Genomic DNA, 19,512 nt, shown 5'->3' with positions numbered 1-19,512 from the left:
GTTCTTAAATCTTGTTTTTTTGGATTCCTAAATCTTTAGGAACCATCGTTTCAAGTTGTAGTTCTTCATCTTCATAATACAGTTTCTTCAAATCAACATCGAAGAATTGTTTCATTCTTTGTTCGGTCATTACTTCAGTTGTTTCTCCAAAAACGATACCTTTTTCTTTTCCAGTAATAATCACATTATCTGAAAGATAAAACGCATGGTTTGGATAATGCGTATTAATAATGCATGATATCCCCTGTTCTTTTGACAGCTTACGTATCGTTTTTAAAATCGTAATTTGTTTTTGAATATCTAAATGAGATTCTGGTTCATCCAGTATTAATAATTCAGGGCCCGATACAAGTGTTCTTGCGATGAGTGCTAATTGTAATTCTCCGCCACTGACCTCGTTACATGACTGATTGGCCAAATGGCTAACACCCACTGTTTCCAGCGCTTCAATTGCGGCCGCTTCATCCTTTTTTGAAGGTTGTGCTAAAGTACTGATAAATGGCGCTCTTCCCATGATCACAAGTTCTAAGAGCGTGTAACCAAAAGTCATTTTTTGAGCTTGAGGCACATAACCAATCTTTTTCCACAATTCCTTTTTCTTCAGGTCATTTAACGGGACATCATCGATAAACGTTTCGCCATCCGTCCAATCTAGCAACCCAATAACACATTTTAACAATGTTGTTTTTCCAAGCACCATTAGGCCCTAAAATCGATAAGACCTCGCCAGGAGCCAATTTAAAATTCACATCTTCTTTATATAAATAAGGTTTGTTTTTATAATGAAAGTTGCCTTCTTTTACTTCTAAGTGCATTACCACGAACCTCCCATACGGCGTAATAAGTATGCAAAAAATGGTGCGCCAATAATTGCAGTTAAGATAGATAATGGAATTTCAGTAGCTGTTAAACTTCTAGCCAAGTTATCAATGATTAACAAATATGTACTACCGATAGCAAGTGATACAGGTAACACATATTGATTATTGTTACCTACAAACATACGTGCAATATGTGGGATGATTAAACCAACCCATCCTACGATACCCGCTACCGCAACCGTAGTCGCTGTGATAATCGTTGCACCTGCAATGATTGCCCATTTTAAAGCTACAACAGGAATACCCATAGACTTAGCTTCATCTTCTGGTAATGTGAGTAAATTAAGTCTCCATCTTAGTGTATACAATATGAGCACGCCTATGATGATAATCGGTGCCGCAACATATAAATCTTTATAAGTTGCTGTTCCTAGACTTCCCATTAACCAATACGTGATTGCGGGTAATTTCTCTTCTGGATCAGCTACGAACTTCATTAATGAAATAAGTGCATTAAACAATGCTGATGTAATGACACCCGCGAGCACAAACATAAAGATTGGAGAATTTTTTTGATTTCCTGCTACAAAAAATGTGAACAGTATCGCCAATAGTCCAAATGCTAAAGCTAATATTTGTGCCCCAAAAGTGTTACCAAAAAACAATATACCTAGAGATGCTCCAAATCCAGCTCCTGCTGAAACACCCAGTATGTCTGGCGAAACTAAAGGGTTGCCAAACATGCCTTGAAAACTCGCACCAGAAATAGATAATCCACCCCCTATTAATAGGGCTAATAATATTCTTGGAAAACGAACATTCATCACTACCGTTTCTTGTACTGGTGCCCATGTTTCTTCTATAGGAATAATTTGTGATGTTAAAATTTTAATAATCGTAATAGGATCTATAAAAACTCTTCCTACTCCGAGTGAAATAATTGCTACCACAAGTGGTAAAACAATTAATAATAATATTTTTGATTTCTTCATTAGTTAACTCCTTAATACTTCGCGAGCATCAGATGAAGGATGTAAAATAGACTCAACATCTTCGTCTGATAATTTATAGTCGTAAAAATCTTGGTAATATGATTTGATTTCATCTTTCATATCATAGTTGAATTTATCTGGGTGATTATGTTGTGCCATCCATTTAAGCATTAACGGTGCATCTCCGTTTGGTGGGAACCAACGATAGATACCTAAAGGCACCTTATAGACCGCTTTGTCTTTAACTGCTTTTACCTGACTCCAATCTTGACCAGACACTTTGTTTTTCAATAAATCATTAGGTTGGGTCTCAGTGAAGTTTGTAATATAGATTTTATCTGGATTCCATTTATAAATTTGCTCCATATTAACTTCTTTTTGACCATCGACACCATCATCGCCAACAACATCGATACCACCAGTTGCTTCTGTCCATTTTTCACTAAAGAAATTACCGCCACCAACAACAATAGAGTTGTCTGTATGTTGATGTAAGAATAGAACTTTGGGTTTGTCTGATTTTTTCGTGTCTTTTAGGCCATCATCAATCATTTTTTGAGATTTTTCTCCCTCTTTCATAAATTTCTCAGTTCTATCGCTCGTCTTGCCACCTTTAACATCTGAAGTAACTTTTAACCAGCTATTAAATGTAGCTAAAGGATCAGCGTCTTCAACCTTGATTGTTTCTAGTCCCATGGTTGGTATGCCACTCTCTGCAACTTTATCTAAGGTTTTCTCTTCAGTAGCATTTTCAAAGTAGACATCTGGGTTTATTTTAGATAGTTCTTCTATATTCACATCGCCATTTTTCACAAACTCTGTAGACGCTTTTTTTATATCAGGTGATATTTTAGAAAGTATAGAATTTTCTGCAGCGTTATACGCGTTAGGATGTATTCCTTTAATTTCTTTCGTAGAGTTCGTCCCTACAAACCAAGTAGAAAAATATGGCAAGATGCCTCCTACTACAATACTGTCTGGATCTTTTTTAATTTTCACTTCTCGATTTGTTTGATCTTTCACTATTTTTTCTTCTTTCGTTACTTCTTTATCTTCTGAATTCGTAGCTGTCGTATTTGAATTACATGCTGTAAGTAATGTAGCTGATAATACAATCCCAGCTAGGACACTATATTTTTTCTTCATTGATTATCTCCTGTTCTTAGCCATTGTCCTAAACCATGTAAAAATGGCTTAGCTTGATTAATAAATCCAAGTCCAATATGAAACATTGGGTCTAACGAAGTTACGATTAACTCGCCATTGAAATTGACATCATCAATATAAAAAATCGACCGTCCATCTGGTGTATTTAATAATGATTTCGCACCATTTGGTGGATCGAACGTGCCGTGATAATGCCACTTCATATCATCCACTTTTAAGTATTCATATAGACTATGCGTTTGATAATCAGGATTTAACGGTAGGTCACCGTTGGGTCGGACCCACCAACTGAAATTCACTTCAGAATCTTCCCAATGTACGTGAGGAAACCACTGATCCAATACTTCTCCAAAAATCACTAGCCGCTTACCTAGTTTTAAAAATTTTAAAAATAATTGTCTATGTTGTTTCAATAATTGAATATCTAAGCGACACGATAATAAAATCGTGTCATAGCAACTTAAGTCGTATGAACTTAATGTTCTAATATGTATTACGTCATTATATAAATACTTAAATTCCTGTTCTTCTAAAAATCTATTTTGGTATGGTGTCCCATTAACAATCAAAGCAATATTCAATGTTGATATTCCCCCTAATGTTCGATGCTTCTGTGCGTATAGCATTCAACATCTGTAGCCCTACTTGATTTGAAGTGTTGTCTTCATGTGTATAGATACGGTACATATCAGTGCCCGCACCTGCATATATCGTGCCTTTATGTGTTCGATCTACATAAACAATAGGTTGTTGTTCTTGATCCGTAATTAATACTTTTGCTTGCTCTGGAACCGTTTCAAAATAACCTCTTGAAAAGAAACCACGCACACCTCGTCTATATTCCAAATCTTTTACTTTAATATTTTCAAAAAGCCCATTATCGGTTGCTTTCATTTCTAACGCTCGATCTTTTAATGGAATGGGAGACCTTTTCCAAGTCGATACACAATTCAACCAAGGTAAAGATTTCTCCACTAATGTGAAAATCACTCCACCTTGGTTGATATAGTCATTTAATATGTCGTCTTGTGCCAATAGATAAGGTTCATCGATATGGTTTGAAATAATCACGCCATCAAATGTATTTAAATTGGTGTTTGGTAAGTCATATACATTTAAAAACACGAGTCCTCTTTGACGATCTAATTCTGTAAGTCTCGAAAATTGGATGTCTATTGCTAAATATGCGATTTCATTCATTTTTCTACTTCCCTTGCTAAATTTTATATTTATGCGTATTTTATAATATATAAACCATTTTACCGATAATGATTCTCAATTTCAATTAAAACTTTGAAATTGAATTTAAATTTAAAAATTAATTATCATCAAAATGTTATTTCAAAAAACAAATTAATTATAAAAGGATGTTTTTAATGACTTATTTAATCGGTCACATCGACCCTGAGCATGCATTTGGCATTAACAAAGAAAGTGATATAGACAAAGAAATCATTGTAGAGTATATACCTCAATACGAATTTCATAAATTAGACATTTTTAAATTTGACGCAATTATCATTCCTAATTTTGTAGATCAAGAATATTTGTATCGTCATAAAGGTTTGATAAACGATTATTTGAACACTAAAAAAATCATTGTCTTTTTTGGACACTTATTTAAACCTTGTTTGCCGAAAACTGCTTTGTTTATGCCTGAGCACATTCATCATTTCAGTGATTATTCGCTAACTCCAAAGCATGACTCTTCTATATATGCCAATGTCAAAACTGACGATATGACATTTAATAAAGGGGTAGTTGGTTTCTTTGCAAGAGGCCATTACCAAACGCAACCTGAACATGAAATACACCTAACCTTTCAAAACGGACATGTTGTAACCTACGTAGATAGAATATCAACAGAAGGGACACTCTTTATGCACGCGGGCCGTTCACTTTTAGGATACAAAGCGCAAAATAAAACAACCGATTATATTTCTGGTCAATTTATAACTTGGTTAAAACAAGAAATAATATCATTACAAGGAGGAAAAATTAATGAATAAAATAGGTGTTATATACTCTGGAAATGAGTCACATTATCGTACATTTCATGAACCTAAGTTTCATCAATTTATAGACCAATTAATTTACCATCCAGGTTTTTTAGAAACAGACATTAGTCAGCTTGATATATTAATCGTGCCTTCACAGCTAAACCAGCCCTTATTATTAAAAAGTGTCGACAAAATTCATGATTTCGCACAATCTGGAGGCACTGTTGTCGCATTTGGACCACAACCCCACGACTGGTTACCAAATCAAAACTGGGAATTTAGACCTACTAATTTTTGGTGGTGGTTAGAAGAGAATGCTGATAGTGGTTTGCTTTTATCCGCACCGAATCATTCATTATTCGCACGTTACCTTACGCTAAATGATTGCACGTGGCATCAACATGGTGTGTTTTGGCCACCAGAAGATGCTGAAATATTAATTGCCTCAAAAAATGGCGGTGCTGTAATGTACGAACAAAAATCCAAGCAATATGGTCATTGGATTATTACAACGCTAGATCCGGATTATCATTTTGGCTCATATTTCATGCCGACTACAGAAAAATTTCTTGAAGGCTTTTTTCCATACTTAGCTTATGAATAAATTTTTATAAATAAGAAATAAAACCATAATATTAATGACAATCACTTAGTTTATACAAAAATGATGGCTTCTACTTTATTTCACGTAGAAGCCATCATTTTTTTAGTTACAGTTGTTTTATATTTCCCAAGAAATAATGATGATAATGCTATGCATATTTATTCTAGAATGCTCGCGGTCCATCCACCATCTGCTGTGACGATTGTCCCATTGATAAAACTCGAATCATCAGAAGCTAAAAATAATGCTACTTTAGCAATTTCCTCTGCTTGCCCTGTTTTAGGTATCGCACTTTGTGCAATTTTTGTACGTTCAGCTCCAAAATGGTTAATATTTTTCATTGAATCAGATATATTTGTTTCAATTGCTCCTGGCGCAATTCCATTACAACGTATACCTTTTTTAGCATACATAAATCCAGTGTTTTTGGTAAGTCCTACGAGTGCATGTTTAGAAGCACTATAAATAGCGCCCGCATGTGCACCATTTAATCCTCCTGTAGAAGTCGTATTGATTATAATACCTTTTCCTTTTTCCAAGAATATTGGTATCGCCTTGCGCATTGCTCTCATTGCACCTTTAGTATTAATATCAAATATTAAATCCCAACGTTCATCCAAAATATCTCCCACAGGTTCAAAACCATCCATAACACCCGCATTATTGACTAGTATATCTAAAGTACCATAGGATTCTATGGTTGTATCAATCATATTATCGATATCTTCTTGCTCAACTATGTTTACCTCAATGGCTTGAGCAACGCCATTATTTTCATTAATTTCTTTTGACACTGCTTCTGCTTTTTCTAAATTAAGATCAGCTACAATAACTTTAGCGCCTTCTTTAGCATATAATTCGGCAATTGCTTTACCCATGCCAGATGCTCGCACCTGTGACAATCGCTACTTTATCTTTTAATTTCATAATATTCAGCCCCTTTATTCAAATGATTTCTTAATTTTATTGGTTTTTTAATCCAATAAGATAGAATTAAACTAATAACGACTATGATGATACGTATATGAATTGCATCAACTAGTGTAAATATACCATTTAAAAACCCTTTTAGCTCCAAAAATGAATCTGTTGCTTTCAATTGTCTTATAACAAATAGAACCAGTGACATGATGGTACGAATCTTCCGCCATAATTGATACAATTATATATTAGTTAGTTGAAAAAACAGCTAAACTTCATTTCAATAAATTTTAATTTTTCATATTACTCAGTACAATAGAAATATGAATCATTTAACACATTAAAGGAGAATACAATCATGAAACTAGATGAATTTCACATTGGCGAAACATTTACGACTAAGCCATATAAAATAAGCGAAGAAGCAATTACGGATTTTGCTAGTGAATTTGATCCACAATATATGCACCTAGATAAAGAAAAAGCACAACAAGGCAGATTTAATGGTGTCATCGCTTCCGGTATCCAGACACTAGCCATTTCTTTTAAACTATGGATTGAAACAGGCAAATACGGAGAAGATGTCATTGCAGGTACACATATGAATAATATTAAATTTATCAAACCAGTATTTCCGGATGATGAATTACATACTGTGATAAAAGTTATTGATAAAAAGGTCGGTAAAAGAGACCAAGGTTTACTTACGGTATTAATGACAACATTTAATCATGAAGATGTTAAAGTATTTGAAGGCGAACTCACGGCACTTATCAAACGTTAAAACGCTCTTGTTAATAAATTATTCTATTTCATCTCAATTGATACACAAGTACTTCGTTATGCTTGTAACATCATCAGTATAATTTAATACTACCGCCATCTACCATAACCGTTTGTCCCGTGATATATTGCGCGTCTTCACTCCCTAAAAATACTGCTACTGGACCAATATCTTTTTCAACATCTCCAAATTTTTGCAATGGAATGCCTTGGACCACCTTTTCATAATATTCAGGGTTATCTTTACGCCATTGATCAACGCCTTCAGAATAAGCGATTGGAGATATGATATTAGCATTAATGCCAAATTCGCCAAATTCATTAGCTATTACACGTGTAATACCACGTATCGCCTCTTTGGCTACAACATATGCACCTTGATGCTTATCCCCTTTTACAGCGGCGCCCGAACCAAAGTTTATAATATTACCTTTTGTTTCTTTCAAATAAGGTATAACCATTTGGCATAAATAAAATGTCGCATAAAATCCAGTATTCAATGATAAGTTCAAATCTTCTTCTGTAATATCTAAAAAAGACTTCATGCGAGATGCGTGTGCATTATTAACTAATATATCAATTTTTCCATAGTTTTCTAGCGTAGTATCTACACATGCTTGCAATGAATCTTTATCTGTTAAGTCTGTCTTAATAAATAACGTTTCATAACCCTGACTGTTTAGTGTTTCACTCAATAATCCCCCTTTTTCTTCAGCGATATCAGCGATAACCACTTTCGCATTTTCTTTAACATATGCCTTCACAATTCCAGAGCCAATACCTCCTGCGCCACCAGTCACAATTGCTACTTTACCATCTAATCTAGTCATTAAAATCACCTTTTCATTTTTTAATATTAGAATATTTTCGCTCTTTCTTTTGTACGTATAAAATCTTATTTATTCAATTGTTTGACATGACTATAAAGTTTTTTCTGAATGTTAAGTAATTCCGTCACTTCTTCATCATTTAATACTGAATAAATTTCATTTCTCATTTTTTGACCTTGTTTTTGAGCTTCTTCTAATAAATCCAGTCCTTTTGCAGTAATCGTAATTAAAATGGAACGTCTATCCTCTTCTTGATGTGCCCTTACTACGTAGCCTTCTTTAACGAGTCTGTTTGTTAAACCGGTAATTGCACCTGAAGTATAACCAAGCGACTGCGCAAGCGCGGATGGCTTCTGCGCACCATGCTCTTTAAGTTTAGATAAGGCAATAATTTGTGAAATATTAACATTCATATTAAATTGTTTCATAAAAAGTGTCATTGTCGCGTCATTAAATAACTCAGCATTATGAATCAGTTCGAAAAAGTTATTCTTTTCCATGATATGCCTCCTTAAATACGTTGATATAATAATAGTATATACAAAATTAGTTTAGCAGTAAAATACTTAATGCTAAACAGTTAACTTTTAATGTATTTACTGTTAAATTATATAATAATAGTGAATTGATCATGGGAGGAAGTTAAATTATGAAAAGATTAGACAATAAAGTTGTAATTATTACTGGCGCAAGCACAAGGTATGGGGAAAATGCACGCTGAAAAAGTATTGCATGAAGGTGCAAAAGTTGTGATTACTGACATCAATGAAACACTCGGTCAAGAAGTTGCACAAGAACTTGGGGAAAATGCACTTTTTATTAAACATGATGTTTCTAATGAAGCAGATTGGCAAAATGTAGTAGATACAGTAATCAAAAAATGGGACAAAATAGACGTCTTAGTAAATAATGCTGGCATTACTTATAACACGCCTATAGAAGAACTCAGTTTAGAAAGTTATATGAAAATTGTAAACATCAATCAAGTGTCTGTATTTTTAGGTATGAAATCAGTTGCTTCAACTATGAAAGCGCAACAGCACGGTTCAATTATAAACATATCTTCTATGAATGGACTTGTTGGTGGTGCAATTGGCTACACAGATACGAAATTTGCAGTTCGCGGCATGACTAAGGCTGCTTCAAGAGATCTTTCACCCTATAATATACGTGTGAATTCAGTACATCCCGGTGTAATTCAGACACCTATGATTGAACAAGAAGGTGTTAAAGAAGCAGTCGAACAATTCGCGAAGACCATTCCAATGCGTCGTGTAGCTCTAACTGAAGAAGTATCTAATATGGTCATCTTTTTAGCTTCAGATGACGCCAGTTACTCTACAGGTTCTGAATTCGTCATCGATGGCGGTCTTACTGCGTTATAAACAACTTAAGCAAACCAAATATTTCAAACAACAAAACCCCCTTCGCAATACCATTTAAATGGTTGTGAAGGGGGTTTATAATAATTCATACTATCTATTGAAATCAAATTACTAATTATATTTTTTAGGTTCTACGTAAGCGACAAAGTTTTCAGCATCTTCTTTATTTAAATCTGTTAAAGAAAATGTGCCAATGCTAAAGCGCATCGTTAATACATTACCGTCTAATTCGATATTTTCAATTTCGTCATATCTAATGTTTCTATAGTAAAACTGGCCGCCCATATCAACATTTAATATAAGACGTTCATTTGTTGCGACATAAGCCGCTTCGTATACTTTTATTTCTCCTTGAACAGGGTATTCCATATTTCCTAAAACGGAAGGCCCTTGTTTCTCAGTTGGAAATAAATCTTCTGGATTAATATTATCTAATATCATTCGATTACCTACCTTTTCAATTAGTCTGCAACTTCTAAGTCTACAGTATTAATATCAATACCTAAAGCATCTGCTACACCTTGACCGTAAGCTGGATCCGCTTTATAACAATGTCTAATATGACGGTGTTTTAGTGGGTCAGTAACTGGGCCCATTTCATTAGCCGTATTATTAAATAATATTTGTTGTTTATCAGGTGACATTCTACGGAACAATTCACCTGGTTGTTCAAAGTAATTATCATCATCTTCACGATAATCATATTCGAACGCTTGGCCTTGAATGTCTAAGCCTGGTTTTTTGTGTTGCGGTTGGTCTTCAAGCGCACCGTTACTATTTGGATAGTAGTGTGTTTTTGAACCTTGGTTATCATCTAAAATACGCATTTGTCCATCTCTACTAAATGGACAGATATTTTCTACACCTACACCTTTAGGTTGGTTAACAGGAATCTGCCAATGGTTTACACCTAAACGATATCTTTGTGTATCGCCATATGAGAATAGACGCCCTTGTAACATTTTATCTGGTGAAAAGTCTAGACCTGGAACGATGTTTGTTGGTGCAAATGTTGCTTGTTCAACATCTTGGAAATAGTTTTCAGGGTTTCTATTTAATTCAAACTCTCCTACTTCGATTAATGGGTATTCGTCTTTATACCAAACTTTTGTTAAATCAAATGGATTATCTTTATGATTGCGTGCTTGTTCTTCAGTCATTACTTGGATGTACATTTTCCATTTAGGGAAGTTACCTTCTTCAATGTTTCCAAATAAATCTCTTTGAGAAGACTCTCTGTCATTTGCTATAACTTGTCTTGCTTCTTCAGGTGAATAGTTTTCTATACCTTGTTGTGTTCTGTGGTGGAATTTAACCCAAACACGCTCACCTTTATCATTGTACATAGAGTATGTGTGAGAACCAAAGCCATGCATATTTCTGAAACCTTTAGGAATACCACGATCTGACATCACTATCGTAATTTGATGTAACGCTTCTGGTAATAATGTCCAGAAATCCCAGTTTGCTTGAGGGTCTCTCATGTTTGTTTTTGGATTACGTTTAACAACATGGTTTAAACTTGCGAATAATTTAGGGTCTCTGAAGAAGAATACTGGTGTATTGTTACCAACTAGATCCCAGTTACCTTCGTCTGTATAAAATTTCAATGCAAACCCACGAATATCACGTTCTGCATCAGCTGCACCACGTTCACCTGCTACTGTTGAAAAGCGAGCGAACATTTCTGTTTCTTTGCCAACTTCAGAAAAAATACTTGCACAAGTGTACTGTGTAATATCATTTGTTACTTTAAATGTACCAAACGCACCAGATCCTTTTGCATGCATACGACGTTCCGGAATAACTTCTCTATCGAAGTGTGCCATTTGTTCTAAGAAATATATATCTTGCATTAAAAGCGGACCTCTAGGGCCTGCCGTCATACTATTTTCTCTATCTCCTACTGGTGCACCAAATAATCCTGTTAGTTTTTTACTCATTATATTATCTCCTTTAATTTACCGCAGTTAAGTGATTCTTTTCTTTATAATTATTGATGACTGCATTTGCAATGCTTTCAATAAACAGTTGATTTGAGCCAGGCATTTCAGCTCTATAATAATTACAACCTAAATCATCGCAAACTTTTTTACATTCATAATCGTTATCATATAAGACTTCTAAGTGTTCACATGTAAAACCTAATGGAACGTATATAAAGTTTTGATAATCATATTGTTCATGTAATGTTTGAGTCAAATCTTGCACATCTGGTCCAATCCAAGGTTCCCCAGTGTTACCTTCAGATTGCCAACCGTTAAAAACATGGTTATGTCCAATTCGTGATTGGATTAACTGTGCTGTTTCTTCAAGTTGACTTGGATAAGGATCATTATGTTCCAATATTTTTTCTGGAAGACTATGCGCCGAAACGATAATTGCTGTTTTTTGATGCGCTTCCTCAGGTATTAAATTCAATTGTGTATTTACTGAATCAACCCAATACTGAATGAATTTCTCTTCTTTATAAAATTGATCCAATGTCGTTACTTTAATATTTTTCTCATTTGCATATTGAGATGCGCGCTGGTTATACATTTCTACTGAAAATGAAGAATAATGCGGCGTTAAAACTACGCTGACGATTTCGTCTATGCCTGCCGCACTAATGTCATCTATCGCATCTTCAATAAATGGATGTATATGTTTCAAACCTATATATAATTCATAGCTTATGTCACTCGTCATTGAGTTAAGTGTATGACATAATGTTTCAGCTTGTTTTTCAGTCGTTGTTGCTAAAGGTGATACGCCACCAATATATTCATATCTATCTTTCAAATCTATGTATGCTTCATGGCTTGGTTCGTGTCCATGTCTGATATGCGTATAGTAAGGTAAAATATCTTCTTCCTTATATGGCGTACCATAAGACATACATAATAATGCTACACGTTTCATGTTAAGTGCACCTCCACTAACTTGCTCTTCTTTACAATAATTATCTATTTGTAATTATTATAATCTATTATAACGTAAAAATGATTAAAGTCTATATTTAAATATTTAATATATCATTTGAATTGATAATACATACTTATAAGTGATAATGAATTATGCGTTTTCATTATTTTTTATTACTATTAAATAGTAAAATAACACTTCACTTTCTTGCAATAATCTATATTTTATATATTGGTAGTGTACATAATAAAGGCCTGCCTCACACCAAACAATTTAACACGAGTTGAACATCTGAAGACCGTGGCTATACCCTTGGCAAGCGAGTGTGAAATAGTATTTAATATGGCAAAAAAAGAGCTGCCAACAATTTGGCAACTCTTTTTAGTGATTATATTCAATTCACATCACGATTCATCATTATACAAAATCATTTTTATTATAGTCATTATATATCTTTTTCGTTAAATCCGACCGCACCTATGACACATAGTATAATAAAAATAAGCATAAGGCTGATTATCGGCCCACTTGTAAAATCATCTATAGGCAAACTTGGTATATGCTCAAATGGTGTGATATCTTTCATCCAATCTTTCACATTCAGTAAAGTACCTAAATAATTCACTAAAAAAGTATAAGCGAGATAAGCATAGACTAAAGTCGTTAACTTTATGCCCCATCCAATTACGACAGTTCCTATACCAACAAAACTCAGTATGGCTGGTATATAGACAATAGCCGATTGAATGACCATGTTAAAGTCGAGTGGTGTATCCATTGAATAGAATTGGCCAACATACAAACCGAGTCCTGCGACAAAAATCATCACTACCGCATTCACCACACTGATAATTAGAAAACTCAGTAAGTACTTGATACGCGAAAGCGGATTGGCTAATACAAGCATCGCGTACCCTCTATCTATCGCTTTCTTTATTTTAAATAAACCTAACAGCGTAGGCACCGTACTGATTATTGCCATCACCAACATTAATTGCGGTAAAAATTGTTTGACGTAATCTCCATTTGGATTTTCTAACATAGACAGTAATAATGGATTATCTTTAAAAAAGTCGTCTAAATTTCCAAAAATAGAGCCATATGATAATCCAAGTATAAATAATCCAATAGCAAAATATATAAAACTCATTTTTTGTAATCTGATTTGTAAACCTAGTGGAGACTTCATGTACCACTTCGCATGTTGGCTCCCTTTTTTCTGTGGTAATAATTTAGCATCGATATCACGCAAACCATTTAACACAAAGGCAAATATAGCAATGATAACTGTAAGGCCTAAAATGCACCACACCGGCCACCAATGATCTTCTGAAAATGCATACGTTCTAGACAACCAGCCCATCGGTGAAAACATAGATAGCGTCTCATTGGCTACATCTCCAAACGCTCTAATCAAATACATAATGAGCAATAAAGCGATACTCACACCAGTCGTCTCACTACTAGATGATACAAATTGGGCAACGAACATGGGCAACGCGGCAAACATCATACCAAATACACCTAAAGCTGAACTATATAAAAATGCACCTACTAAATCTATACCCTCAACGTTTAACGACGCTAGCCCTAAAGTGAGTAATATGATTAGGCTGACATTAAGTAATAAAGTCTGAATTAGATGCCCCATCAAAGGTGCTTGTTTACCAATTGGCAATGCAGTTAAAATGATTATTCTACCGTCTTCTTCATCGCCTCGTGTGTCTCGAGATACTATTAAAATATTCATAATTGCTACCATTATTGCTGTGAATAAAGTCATTTCATGCGTAAAAAGCACGCCAATATTTACATCATCAAAATCAGCCGGACCAAGCATCGCTTGCATCGCAGGATTTTTTGACATCTCGATGATAGGACTCATCTTAGATTGACTCGGGTACATCGACTCAAAAGCAGGTGGAATCATTAACGTTAAAGCAGTTAATAAAACCACCCATAAAATCATTTTTTTACTATTTCTTTTTACATAAAAATAAAATAACTTTGAGGTTTGGTAAAATGATTGCTTCATATCATTCACCTACTTCATCTGTGGTTTCATAATATCGTTTAAATATTGCTTCTAGTGTTGGTGGCGTAGATTCTAATTTTTTAATTTCAAAGCGGCTTAGATATTCAATGACAGCAGAAATTTTATCTGAATCAACTTCAAAATAATATGTGTTGTCTTCTTGCCTCACATTATGCACACCTGTCACTTGTGTTAACGCGCCTAATTGCTGTCCACTTTCTACGGTGAATTGCATGCGTGTAAGATGGCGCATCTCATCTAAAGTCCCAGAAGTTATCATCTTCCCTTTACGGATAATACCTACGCGATCGCACAATTTTTCTACTTCACTTAAAATATGACTTGAGAGTAATACACTTTTGTTATTATTTTTAATGTCTCTTATACATTCTTGAAAAACCTCTTCCATTAGAGGATCAAGACCAGAAGTAGGTTCATCTAAGATATATAATTTTGCATCAATACTAAACGCAGTAATTAACGCTACTTTCTGACGATTTCCTGTAGAATAAGCACTACATTTTTTAGTAGTATCTAATTCAAAGCGTTTAATTAATTCATTTTTTCTATCGTAATTTGCTTTAGGATGAAGACTAAGAAAGAAATCTATAATTTCTCCACCAGTTAAATTTGGCCAAAAATTGACATCGCCAGGCACAAAAGCAAGATCTTTATGCACGGCTACTGCATCTTTCAGCGCATTTTTGTCAAAAATTTCAATAGTACCTTGCGTTGGTTTCAACATACCTAATATTGCTTTGATTGTCGTTGATTTCCCAGCCCCGTTTGGTCCAATAAACCCATAAACTTCACCCTCATTGAGTTCTAAATCCACACCATCTAAAGCATAGAATTTACCAAAGCGTTTTGTTAAATTATGAATTTTAAGTAGGGTCATACACACCACCCTTTACATGATTTATAACAGTCCTTTAACTCTAAAATCAGTAACAATTAAAATGATATTGCCTTCTTTCATTTCTGCCTCACAATGATCTGCATCACTAGAAGGCACACCTAATATGCTAAGCTTTTCTCTTAATTCTTCAGCTTTCGAATCAAAATCTTCATCTATATCAACTTTATTGTAATCAACTGCTGTAACTTTTATATTTTCAGTGACCTCTGCAGTTCGATCTTTATCATCTGATAGCACGTATATATCTTGGCTACCAATACCTCGATCTTTTAAAGCCTTCACATCCGCTACTAAAGCCGCGTCATTTGTATAAGGTTTTACAACCGGTGCCATAAGAATCCTCCCTTTCCAATACTTCAACTTATTAATATATTAATTTTTTGTCTTAATCATTAAACTGTTATATCGATTTTCAGTTATATAAAAATAAGTATCCTCTAACATTAAATCGAACAATTCATCTCTGACCATGTCATCTGTCATTTCAAATTGCGTTTCAACCTTTTCTTGCGCTTCATCTTCAACAAAAATAACTTGATCTTTTCTTACATCTACTGTCTTACGTTTATAAATGAGTTCGAGATGCGCACGCCCTTGATGTATTGCTTCTAAGTTATCTATCTTATAGGCACTTTGTACAAATTCTTCAATTCGTCTTTCTCTGTGACGCTTATCTTTTGAAGCTTTAAAATCCTTTGTATACTTTAGCTTAACAAGTAAGTAAATGACTAATATGAAAAGTATCGTTACAAGAAATAGTAGCGTAGCCATACATACTCCCCCTTTATTCGTGTGAATTTTCAATTCAAGTTATCTTTTTCCAATATTATAGTTAATTTTCCCTTTGAAAACGCTTTTAAACACTTTTAAAATCTAAAAATTAACTTTTATTGTTGTAAAAAATTATTATTAAGATTTTATATTTATTTACTAATACGATCTGATAATATATCTAAAGTTTAACTTCTATAAAAAAGGCAAAATATATAGTATGTAAGAATTATGAAGGGTGATATATAATGCTTTTACAAGAAGAAATTAATAACTTGGAACAATTCGATGGTAAGTCACAAAATCAAAAAGTATTCTCAATTTATTTAGATACCAGTCCCGAACAAGGAACAAAGTGGAAAATTGAATTAAAAAATGCCTTGAAAGACTTATCAGACAAAACAAAAAGCAGTGACAATCACGAAGAAAAAAACCAAGCAAAAGATATTATCAATAAAGTAGAAACTGAAATACAAGGCGCTGAACCTAATTTAAAAAGAGGTCTTATTTTATTTATGACTGCCGACGAGTCATTAAGGTTCGAAAAACACGTTAACATTTCTATAAAAACAGAATTTAAATGGGACACAAAACCCAAATTAGATCAGCTCAAATCATTACAACAAAGCTATCCTTACACTGGTATTTTAGTTTTACAACAAGACAAAGCACGTGTGATTGAAACTGAAATTGGTACAATTGTAGACGAAGATTATTACACTCTAGATTTAGATACTAATGATTGGAGAGAACATTCCGGACCACAAGGCGATGATTTAACTCAAGGTGGCGCGCAAAGAGATGAATATAAAGAACGTGTGAAAGCTAATCAAGAGCGTTGGTTCAAAAGTTTAGTCGCTACTATTGAGAAAAATGCTAAGAAGAAAGGTCGGCACCAACTCTATTTAGTTGGTGAAAAAGAAGAAGTAGAAAAATTAAAAACGATGTTCAATCGTAACATTGACCAAGTCACACCAAGTAATATATTAAATTTAAATGCAACAGAAATTATAAACAAAGTAATGGAAGAATAAATTTCAAATCATGCTAGTCACAATATATCAAAACACCTGAATATGTACTGAATTTTAAAAGCTGTACTTTGCTTTAGCATATAATTTTAAAGGCTTGTTTCCTAATTTTTGTAGGAGACAAGCCTTTAAATTTTGTTTTGATTTGTTCATTGTTATTGCAAATTTATTAAATTAAAAATAGCAGTGATTTGAGCCGACTTCTAACTCGTTAATAAAGCACTAACCGAAGACTACAAGCTGAGACTGTGTCCGCGGAAAGCGTGCACAAAAGAACTGCTAACAAAGTAGAAGTCGTTGTCGACAACCTGATAAAGAGGTGTTTTTACACATGGCTAGTAATGTCACCTATCATTTTTAGTTGTAGTTGAAGTTGCATTACCCAATTTCAAAGCTTGAAGCATAATCCCTATAATGAGTATGCTACCTATTGTATCTGTAAAAAAGTGTGCACGTAGATATATTCTAGAAACGATAATCGAAATGATCAATAATACGCATATGAGCGTTAGCCATTGATTATTTTTCAACAATAATATGAGACTCACCAGTAGACAGACACTTAACACGTGCATACTTGGAAAACTATAGCCATCTATACTGATATCAGGTCTTGGTCGTTGAATAATATATTTAAAAAATGTACCTATCAACAAAACACTGAAACACCAAAATCCATACCACCAAAACTTAAATTGATTATAAAAAAATACGAGTGTTAAAATCATCAATATCATGATTAAACAGTGCAACGGCTCAAATATATTAGAAATTATTTCAAGATATACAACGACACTATTAGAGTTAATCGTTCCATGTAACCATTGATAAATAAAATTATCTAATGGATCAGTTAAATCTATATGTATACATATCATGAGTATCAATAAGCACAAACTTATTAAAATCATTTTCAAATAGTCTCTCACTTAGTTTAATTTCCTTTCATTATTAATTCTTCTAGCTACTGCTAATAGCGTTCCATAGGCAATGCTTATGCTCAATATAGATGATCCGCCATAGCTTAATAGCGGTAATGTTACCCCCGTTAAAGGAATGATGCCAGAGACTCCTGCTAAATTAATGAACACTTGCATAAATAAATAACTTACGACACCGACGCAAATTAATTTATAAAATTGATTTGTGGTTTTATTTGCATATATAAGTCCTTTAACTAATATAAAGCCATAAATCAGTAATATAAATAATACACCTAGTAAACCTAATTCCTCTGAAATAACCGTGAAAATAAAATCAGTATGCGGTTCTGGTAAATACCCTAATTTAGCAATACCATTACCTAGACCTTTGCCAGTAAATCCGCCATTTCCAATTGCTGTTAAAGCACTCGTAAGTTGATACCCATCATCTTTTTCGTATTTAAATGGGTCGATCATGACTTGAATACGTCTTAATCTGTAAAGGTTTTTAGCATCAAAAATCAATGTATAAATACTATAAAATACAATTGGAATCACTGCGATTGCCATGATTTGAATTTTTACCTTATTTTTTAAATCTGAATAAATCAGTATGCAAGCAATAATCGCTACTGTTAATAAAGTACCGCCCAAGTCCCCTTGCATTAAGACAAGTAATAAACTTATCCCGATGATGCCTAGTGGTGGAATGAGATGTTTCAACTGATAATCCCTTCGACTCGATACACGTTGGTTAATCACATAGGAAAGGTAAAAAATTGAGGTTAGCTTTAAAAATTCTGAAGATTGAATACTAAACAAACCTAAATTAATCCAGTTTTTGGAACCGTTGATTTCCTTACCAATTAACACAGTAATTAGCAATAGCAACAATGTACCTAACACCATCATTTTCTGTACATTGTTCTCTTTAAAAGCGTTAATGTTAACGAAACTACCAATAAATATAATAATAACTACACCCAATACCAAAAAGAGCAATTGTCTTTTCATAAAATAATTACTTTCGATAGGCACACCGCCTGTTAATGCGCCTTTAGATGCAGATACCATACTCGCACTGTAAACCATCATTACACCTATAATACCAAGTATGATAAAACAGAGAATCATACTAAAATCCAAACCTTCTAAACGCCTGCGCGCCAGTGTTAAAAATCGCTTCATGACTTCACCTCATTATGACTGATAGACTCCAGTAAAACATATTTTTAACATGTCCTCAATCATACTTTAGGCTCACCTAATACTTATTTGAACACATGTATTTTCATATTATTAAATATACTGTTTTAAATAATATACATTGTGCTACTTTTCATCTTGTGATAAACTCTATTAACGACTTAACATGTCTATAATAACCATTATATAAATGAATGATTTTTTTATAATAATTTCA

General features: G+C 33.7%; 20 protein-coding genes and 3 pseudogenes. 5 read left to right on the top strand and 18 right to left on the bottom strand.

From position 1 onward, the window contains the following. Positions 1 to 4: 4 nt before the first annotated feature. The 5 genes and pseudogenes from ABLV95_RS13770 to ABLV95_RS13750 all read right to left on the bottom strand — a co-directional run bounded on the left by ABLV95_RS13770 (position 5) and on the right by ABLV95_RS13750 (position 4,180). A pseudogene (locus ABLV95_RS13770) lies at positions 5 to 815 on the bottom strand (ABC transporter ATP-binding protein). Continuing rightward, the gene (locus ABLV95_RS13765) at positions 815 to 1,813 is read right to left on the bottom strand and encodes a FecCD family ABC transporter permease (RefSeq protein ID WP_460876000.1); all 999 of its coding nucleotides are present in this window, start codon (positions 1,811 to 1,813) and stop codon (positions 815 to 817) included. Before ABLV95_RS13765 ends, ABLV95_RS13770 begins: the two are co-directional and overlap by 1 nt. Positions 1,814 to 1,816: 3 nt before the next feature. Then, entirely contained in the window at positions 1,817 to 2,959 is a 1,143-nt protein-coding gene (locus ABLV95_RS13760; RefSeq protein ID WP_460875998.1) for an ABC transporter substrate-binding protein, read from the bottom strand. After that, a complete protein-coding gene (locus tag ABLV95_RS13755) occupies positions 2,956 to 3,561 on the bottom strand; it encodes a hypothetical protein (protein ID WP_069814850.1) in 606 nt (201 codons plus the stop codon). The genes ABLV95_RS13760 and ABLV95_RS13755 overlap by 4 nt, the downstream gene beginning before the upstream one ends. Beyond that, on the bottom strand, positions 3,539 to 4,180 hold the full coding sequence (locus ABLV95_RS13750) for a hypothetical protein (protein ID WP_460875996.1): 642 nt from the start codon (positions 4,178 to 4,180) through the stop codon (positions 3,539 to 3,541). The genes ABLV95_RS13755 and ABLV95_RS13750 overlap by 23 nt, the downstream gene beginning before the upstream one ends. 176 nt (positions 4,181 to 4,356) lie before the next feature. Here ABLV95_RS13750 and ABLV95_RS13745 point away from each other — a divergent pair, with 176 nt between their 5' ends. Further along, the gene (locus ABLV95_RS13745) at positions 4,357 to 4,989 is read left to right on the top strand and encodes a hypothetical protein (protein WP_460872273.1); all 633 of its coding nucleotides are present in this window, start codon (positions 4,357 to 4,359) and stop codon (positions 4,987 to 4,989) included. Further along, a complete protein-coding gene (locus ABLV95_RS13740) occupies positions 4,982 to 5,584 on the top strand; it encodes a hypothetical protein (protein ID WP_460875994.1) in 603 nt (200 codons plus the stop codon). Before ABLV95_RS13745 ends, ABLV95_RS13740 begins: the two co-directional genes overlap by 8 nt. 158 nt (positions 5,585 to 5,742) lie before the next feature. Here the strand turns inward: ABLV95_RS13740 and ABLV95_RS13735 are convergent. Both ABLV95_RS13735 and ABLV95_RS13730 read right to left on the bottom strand, forming a co-directional pair. Beyond that, positions 5,743 to 6,511: pseudogene (locus tag ABLV95_RS13735) on the bottom strand (SDR family oxidoreductase). Beyond that, positions 6,495 to 6,713, bottom strand: a complete 219-nt coding sequence (locus ABLV95_RS13730; RefSeq protein ID WP_069814861.1) for a hypothetical protein — start codon at positions 6,711 to 6,713, stop codon at positions 6,495 to 6,497. The pseudogene ABLV95_RS13735 and the gene ABLV95_RS13730 overlap by 17 nt, the downstream one beginning before the upstream one ends. A gap of 150 nt (positions 6,714 to 6,863) precedes the next feature. Between ABLV95_RS13730 and ABLV95_RS13725 the strand changes: the two genes are divergently transcribed. Further along, positions 6,864 to 7,289 (top strand): MaoC family dehydratase, encoded by a 426-nt coding sequence (locus tag ABLV95_RS13725; protein WP_460875992.1) that lies wholly within the window; start codon positions 6,864 to 6,866, stop codon positions 7,287 to 7,289. Positions 7,290 to 7,362: 73 nt separating this feature from the next. Here the strand turns inward: ABLV95_RS13725 and ABLV95_RS13720 are convergent, their stop codons facing one another. Beyond that, positions 7,363 to 8,118: an SDR family NAD(P)-dependent oxidoreductase gene (locus tag ABLV95_RS13720; protein ID WP_069814865.1), complete on the bottom strand. Its 756-nt coding sequence runs from the start codon at positions 8,116 to 8,118 to the stop codon at positions 7,363 to 7,365. A 65-nt stretch (positions 8,119 to 8,183) separates the two neighbouring features. Continuing rightward, positions 8,184 to 8,618 carry a MarR family winged helix-turn-helix transcriptional regulator gene (locus ABLV95_RS13715; protein WP_069814867.1) on the bottom strand — a complete coding sequence of 145 codons (435 nt, stop codon included), beginning with the start codon at positions 8,616 to 8,618 and terminating at the stop codon, positions 8,184 to 8,186. 149 nt (positions 8,619 to 8,767) lie between these two features. On the opposite strand from ABLV95_RS13715, the pseudogene ABLV95_RS13710 reads away from it, so the two are divergent. Further along, positions 8,768 to 9,503: pseudogene (locus ABLV95_RS13710) on the top strand (glucose 1-dehydrogenase). Between the two features lie 111 nt (positions 9,504 to 9,614). On the opposite strand, the gene ABLV95_RS13705 reads toward ABLV95_RS13710, so the two are convergent. The 7 genes from ABLV95_RS13705 to ABLV95_RS13675 all read right to left on the bottom strand — a co-directional run bounded on the left by ABLV95_RS13705 (position 9,615) and on the right by ABLV95_RS13675 (position 16,135). Continuing rightward, positions 9,615 to 9,944, bottom strand: a complete 330-nt coding sequence (locus ABLV95_RS13705; protein WP_460872272.1) for a PH domain-containing protein — start codon at positions 9,942 to 9,944, stop codon at positions 9,615 to 9,617. A 20-nt stretch (positions 9,945 to 9,964) separates the two neighbouring features. After that, complete coding sequence (locus tag ABLV95_RS13700) at positions 9,965 to 11,446, bottom strand: catalase (protein ID WP_460875990.1); 1,482 nt, start codon at positions 11,444 to 11,446, stop codon at positions 9,965 to 9,967. 13 nt (positions 11,447 to 11,459) lie between these two features. Further along, entirely contained in the window at positions 11,460 to 12,407 is a 948-nt protein-coding gene (gene hemH / locus ABLV95_RS13695; RefSeq protein ID WP_069814875.1) for a ferrochelatase, read from the bottom strand. A gap of 448 nt (positions 12,408 to 12,855) precedes the next feature. Beyond that, entirely contained in the window at positions 12,856 to 14,445 is a 1,590-nt protein-coding gene (locus ABLV95_RS13690; RefSeq protein WP_069814877.1) for an ABC transporter permease, read from the bottom strand. Between the two features lies 1 nt (position 14,446). Beyond that, positions 14,447 to 15,343: an ABC transporter ATP-binding protein gene (locus ABLV95_RS13685; RefSeq protein WP_069814879.1), complete on the bottom strand. Its 897-nt coding sequence runs from the start codon at positions 15,341 to 15,343 to the stop codon at positions 14,447 to 14,449. Positions 15,344 to 15,364: 21 nt separating this feature from the next. Beyond that, on the bottom strand, positions 15,365 to 15,697 hold the full coding sequence (locus tag ABLV95_RS13680; RefSeq protein ID WP_069814880.1) for a YflT domain-containing protein: 333 nt from the start codon (positions 15,695 to 15,697) through the stop codon (positions 15,365 to 15,367). A gap of 39 nt (positions 15,698 to 15,736) precedes the next feature. Then, entirely contained in the window at positions 15,737 to 16,135 is a 399-nt protein-coding gene (locus ABLV95_RS13675) for a hypothetical protein (protein WP_427705586.1), read from the bottom strand. Positions 16,136 to 16,383: 248 nt separating this feature from the next. Here ABLV95_RS13675 and ABLV95_RS13670 point away from each other — a divergent pair, with 248 nt between their 5' ends. Continuing rightward, the gene (locus ABLV95_RS13670) at positions 16,384 to 17,169 is read left to right on the top strand and encodes a VLRF1 family aeRF1-type release factor (RefSeq protein ID WP_460875985.1); all 786 of its coding nucleotides are present in this window, start codon (positions 16,384 to 16,386) and stop codon (positions 17,167 to 17,169) included. A 341-nt stretch (positions 17,170 to 17,510) separates the two neighbouring features. Here ABLV95_RS13670 and ABLV95_RS13665 read toward each other — a convergent pair whose 3' ends face one another. Next, complete coding sequence (locus tag ABLV95_RS13665; protein WP_460875983.1) at positions 17,511 to 18,095, bottom strand: phosphatase PAP2 family protein; 585 nt, start codon at positions 18,093 to 18,095, stop codon at positions 17,511 to 17,513. Then, positions 18,096 to 19,277, bottom strand: coding sequence for an FtsW/RodA/SpoVE family cell cycle protein (locus tag ABLV95_RS13660; protein ID WP_427705588.1), 1,182 nt, complete (start codon positions 19,275 to 19,277; stop codon positions 18,096 to 18,098). Positions 19,278 to 19,512: the final 235 nt, after the last annotated feature.

It is taken from the genome of Staphylococcus sp. Mo2-1, assembly GCF_046721385.1.
In the GTDB taxonomy this organism is placed as follows: Bacteria; Bacillota; Bacilli; order Staphylococcales; family Staphylococcaceae; genus Staphylococcus; species Staphylococcus equorum_A.
Note: the sequence above shows the minus strand (reverse complement) of the source record. Positions and strands in the feature narration are given on the sequence as shown.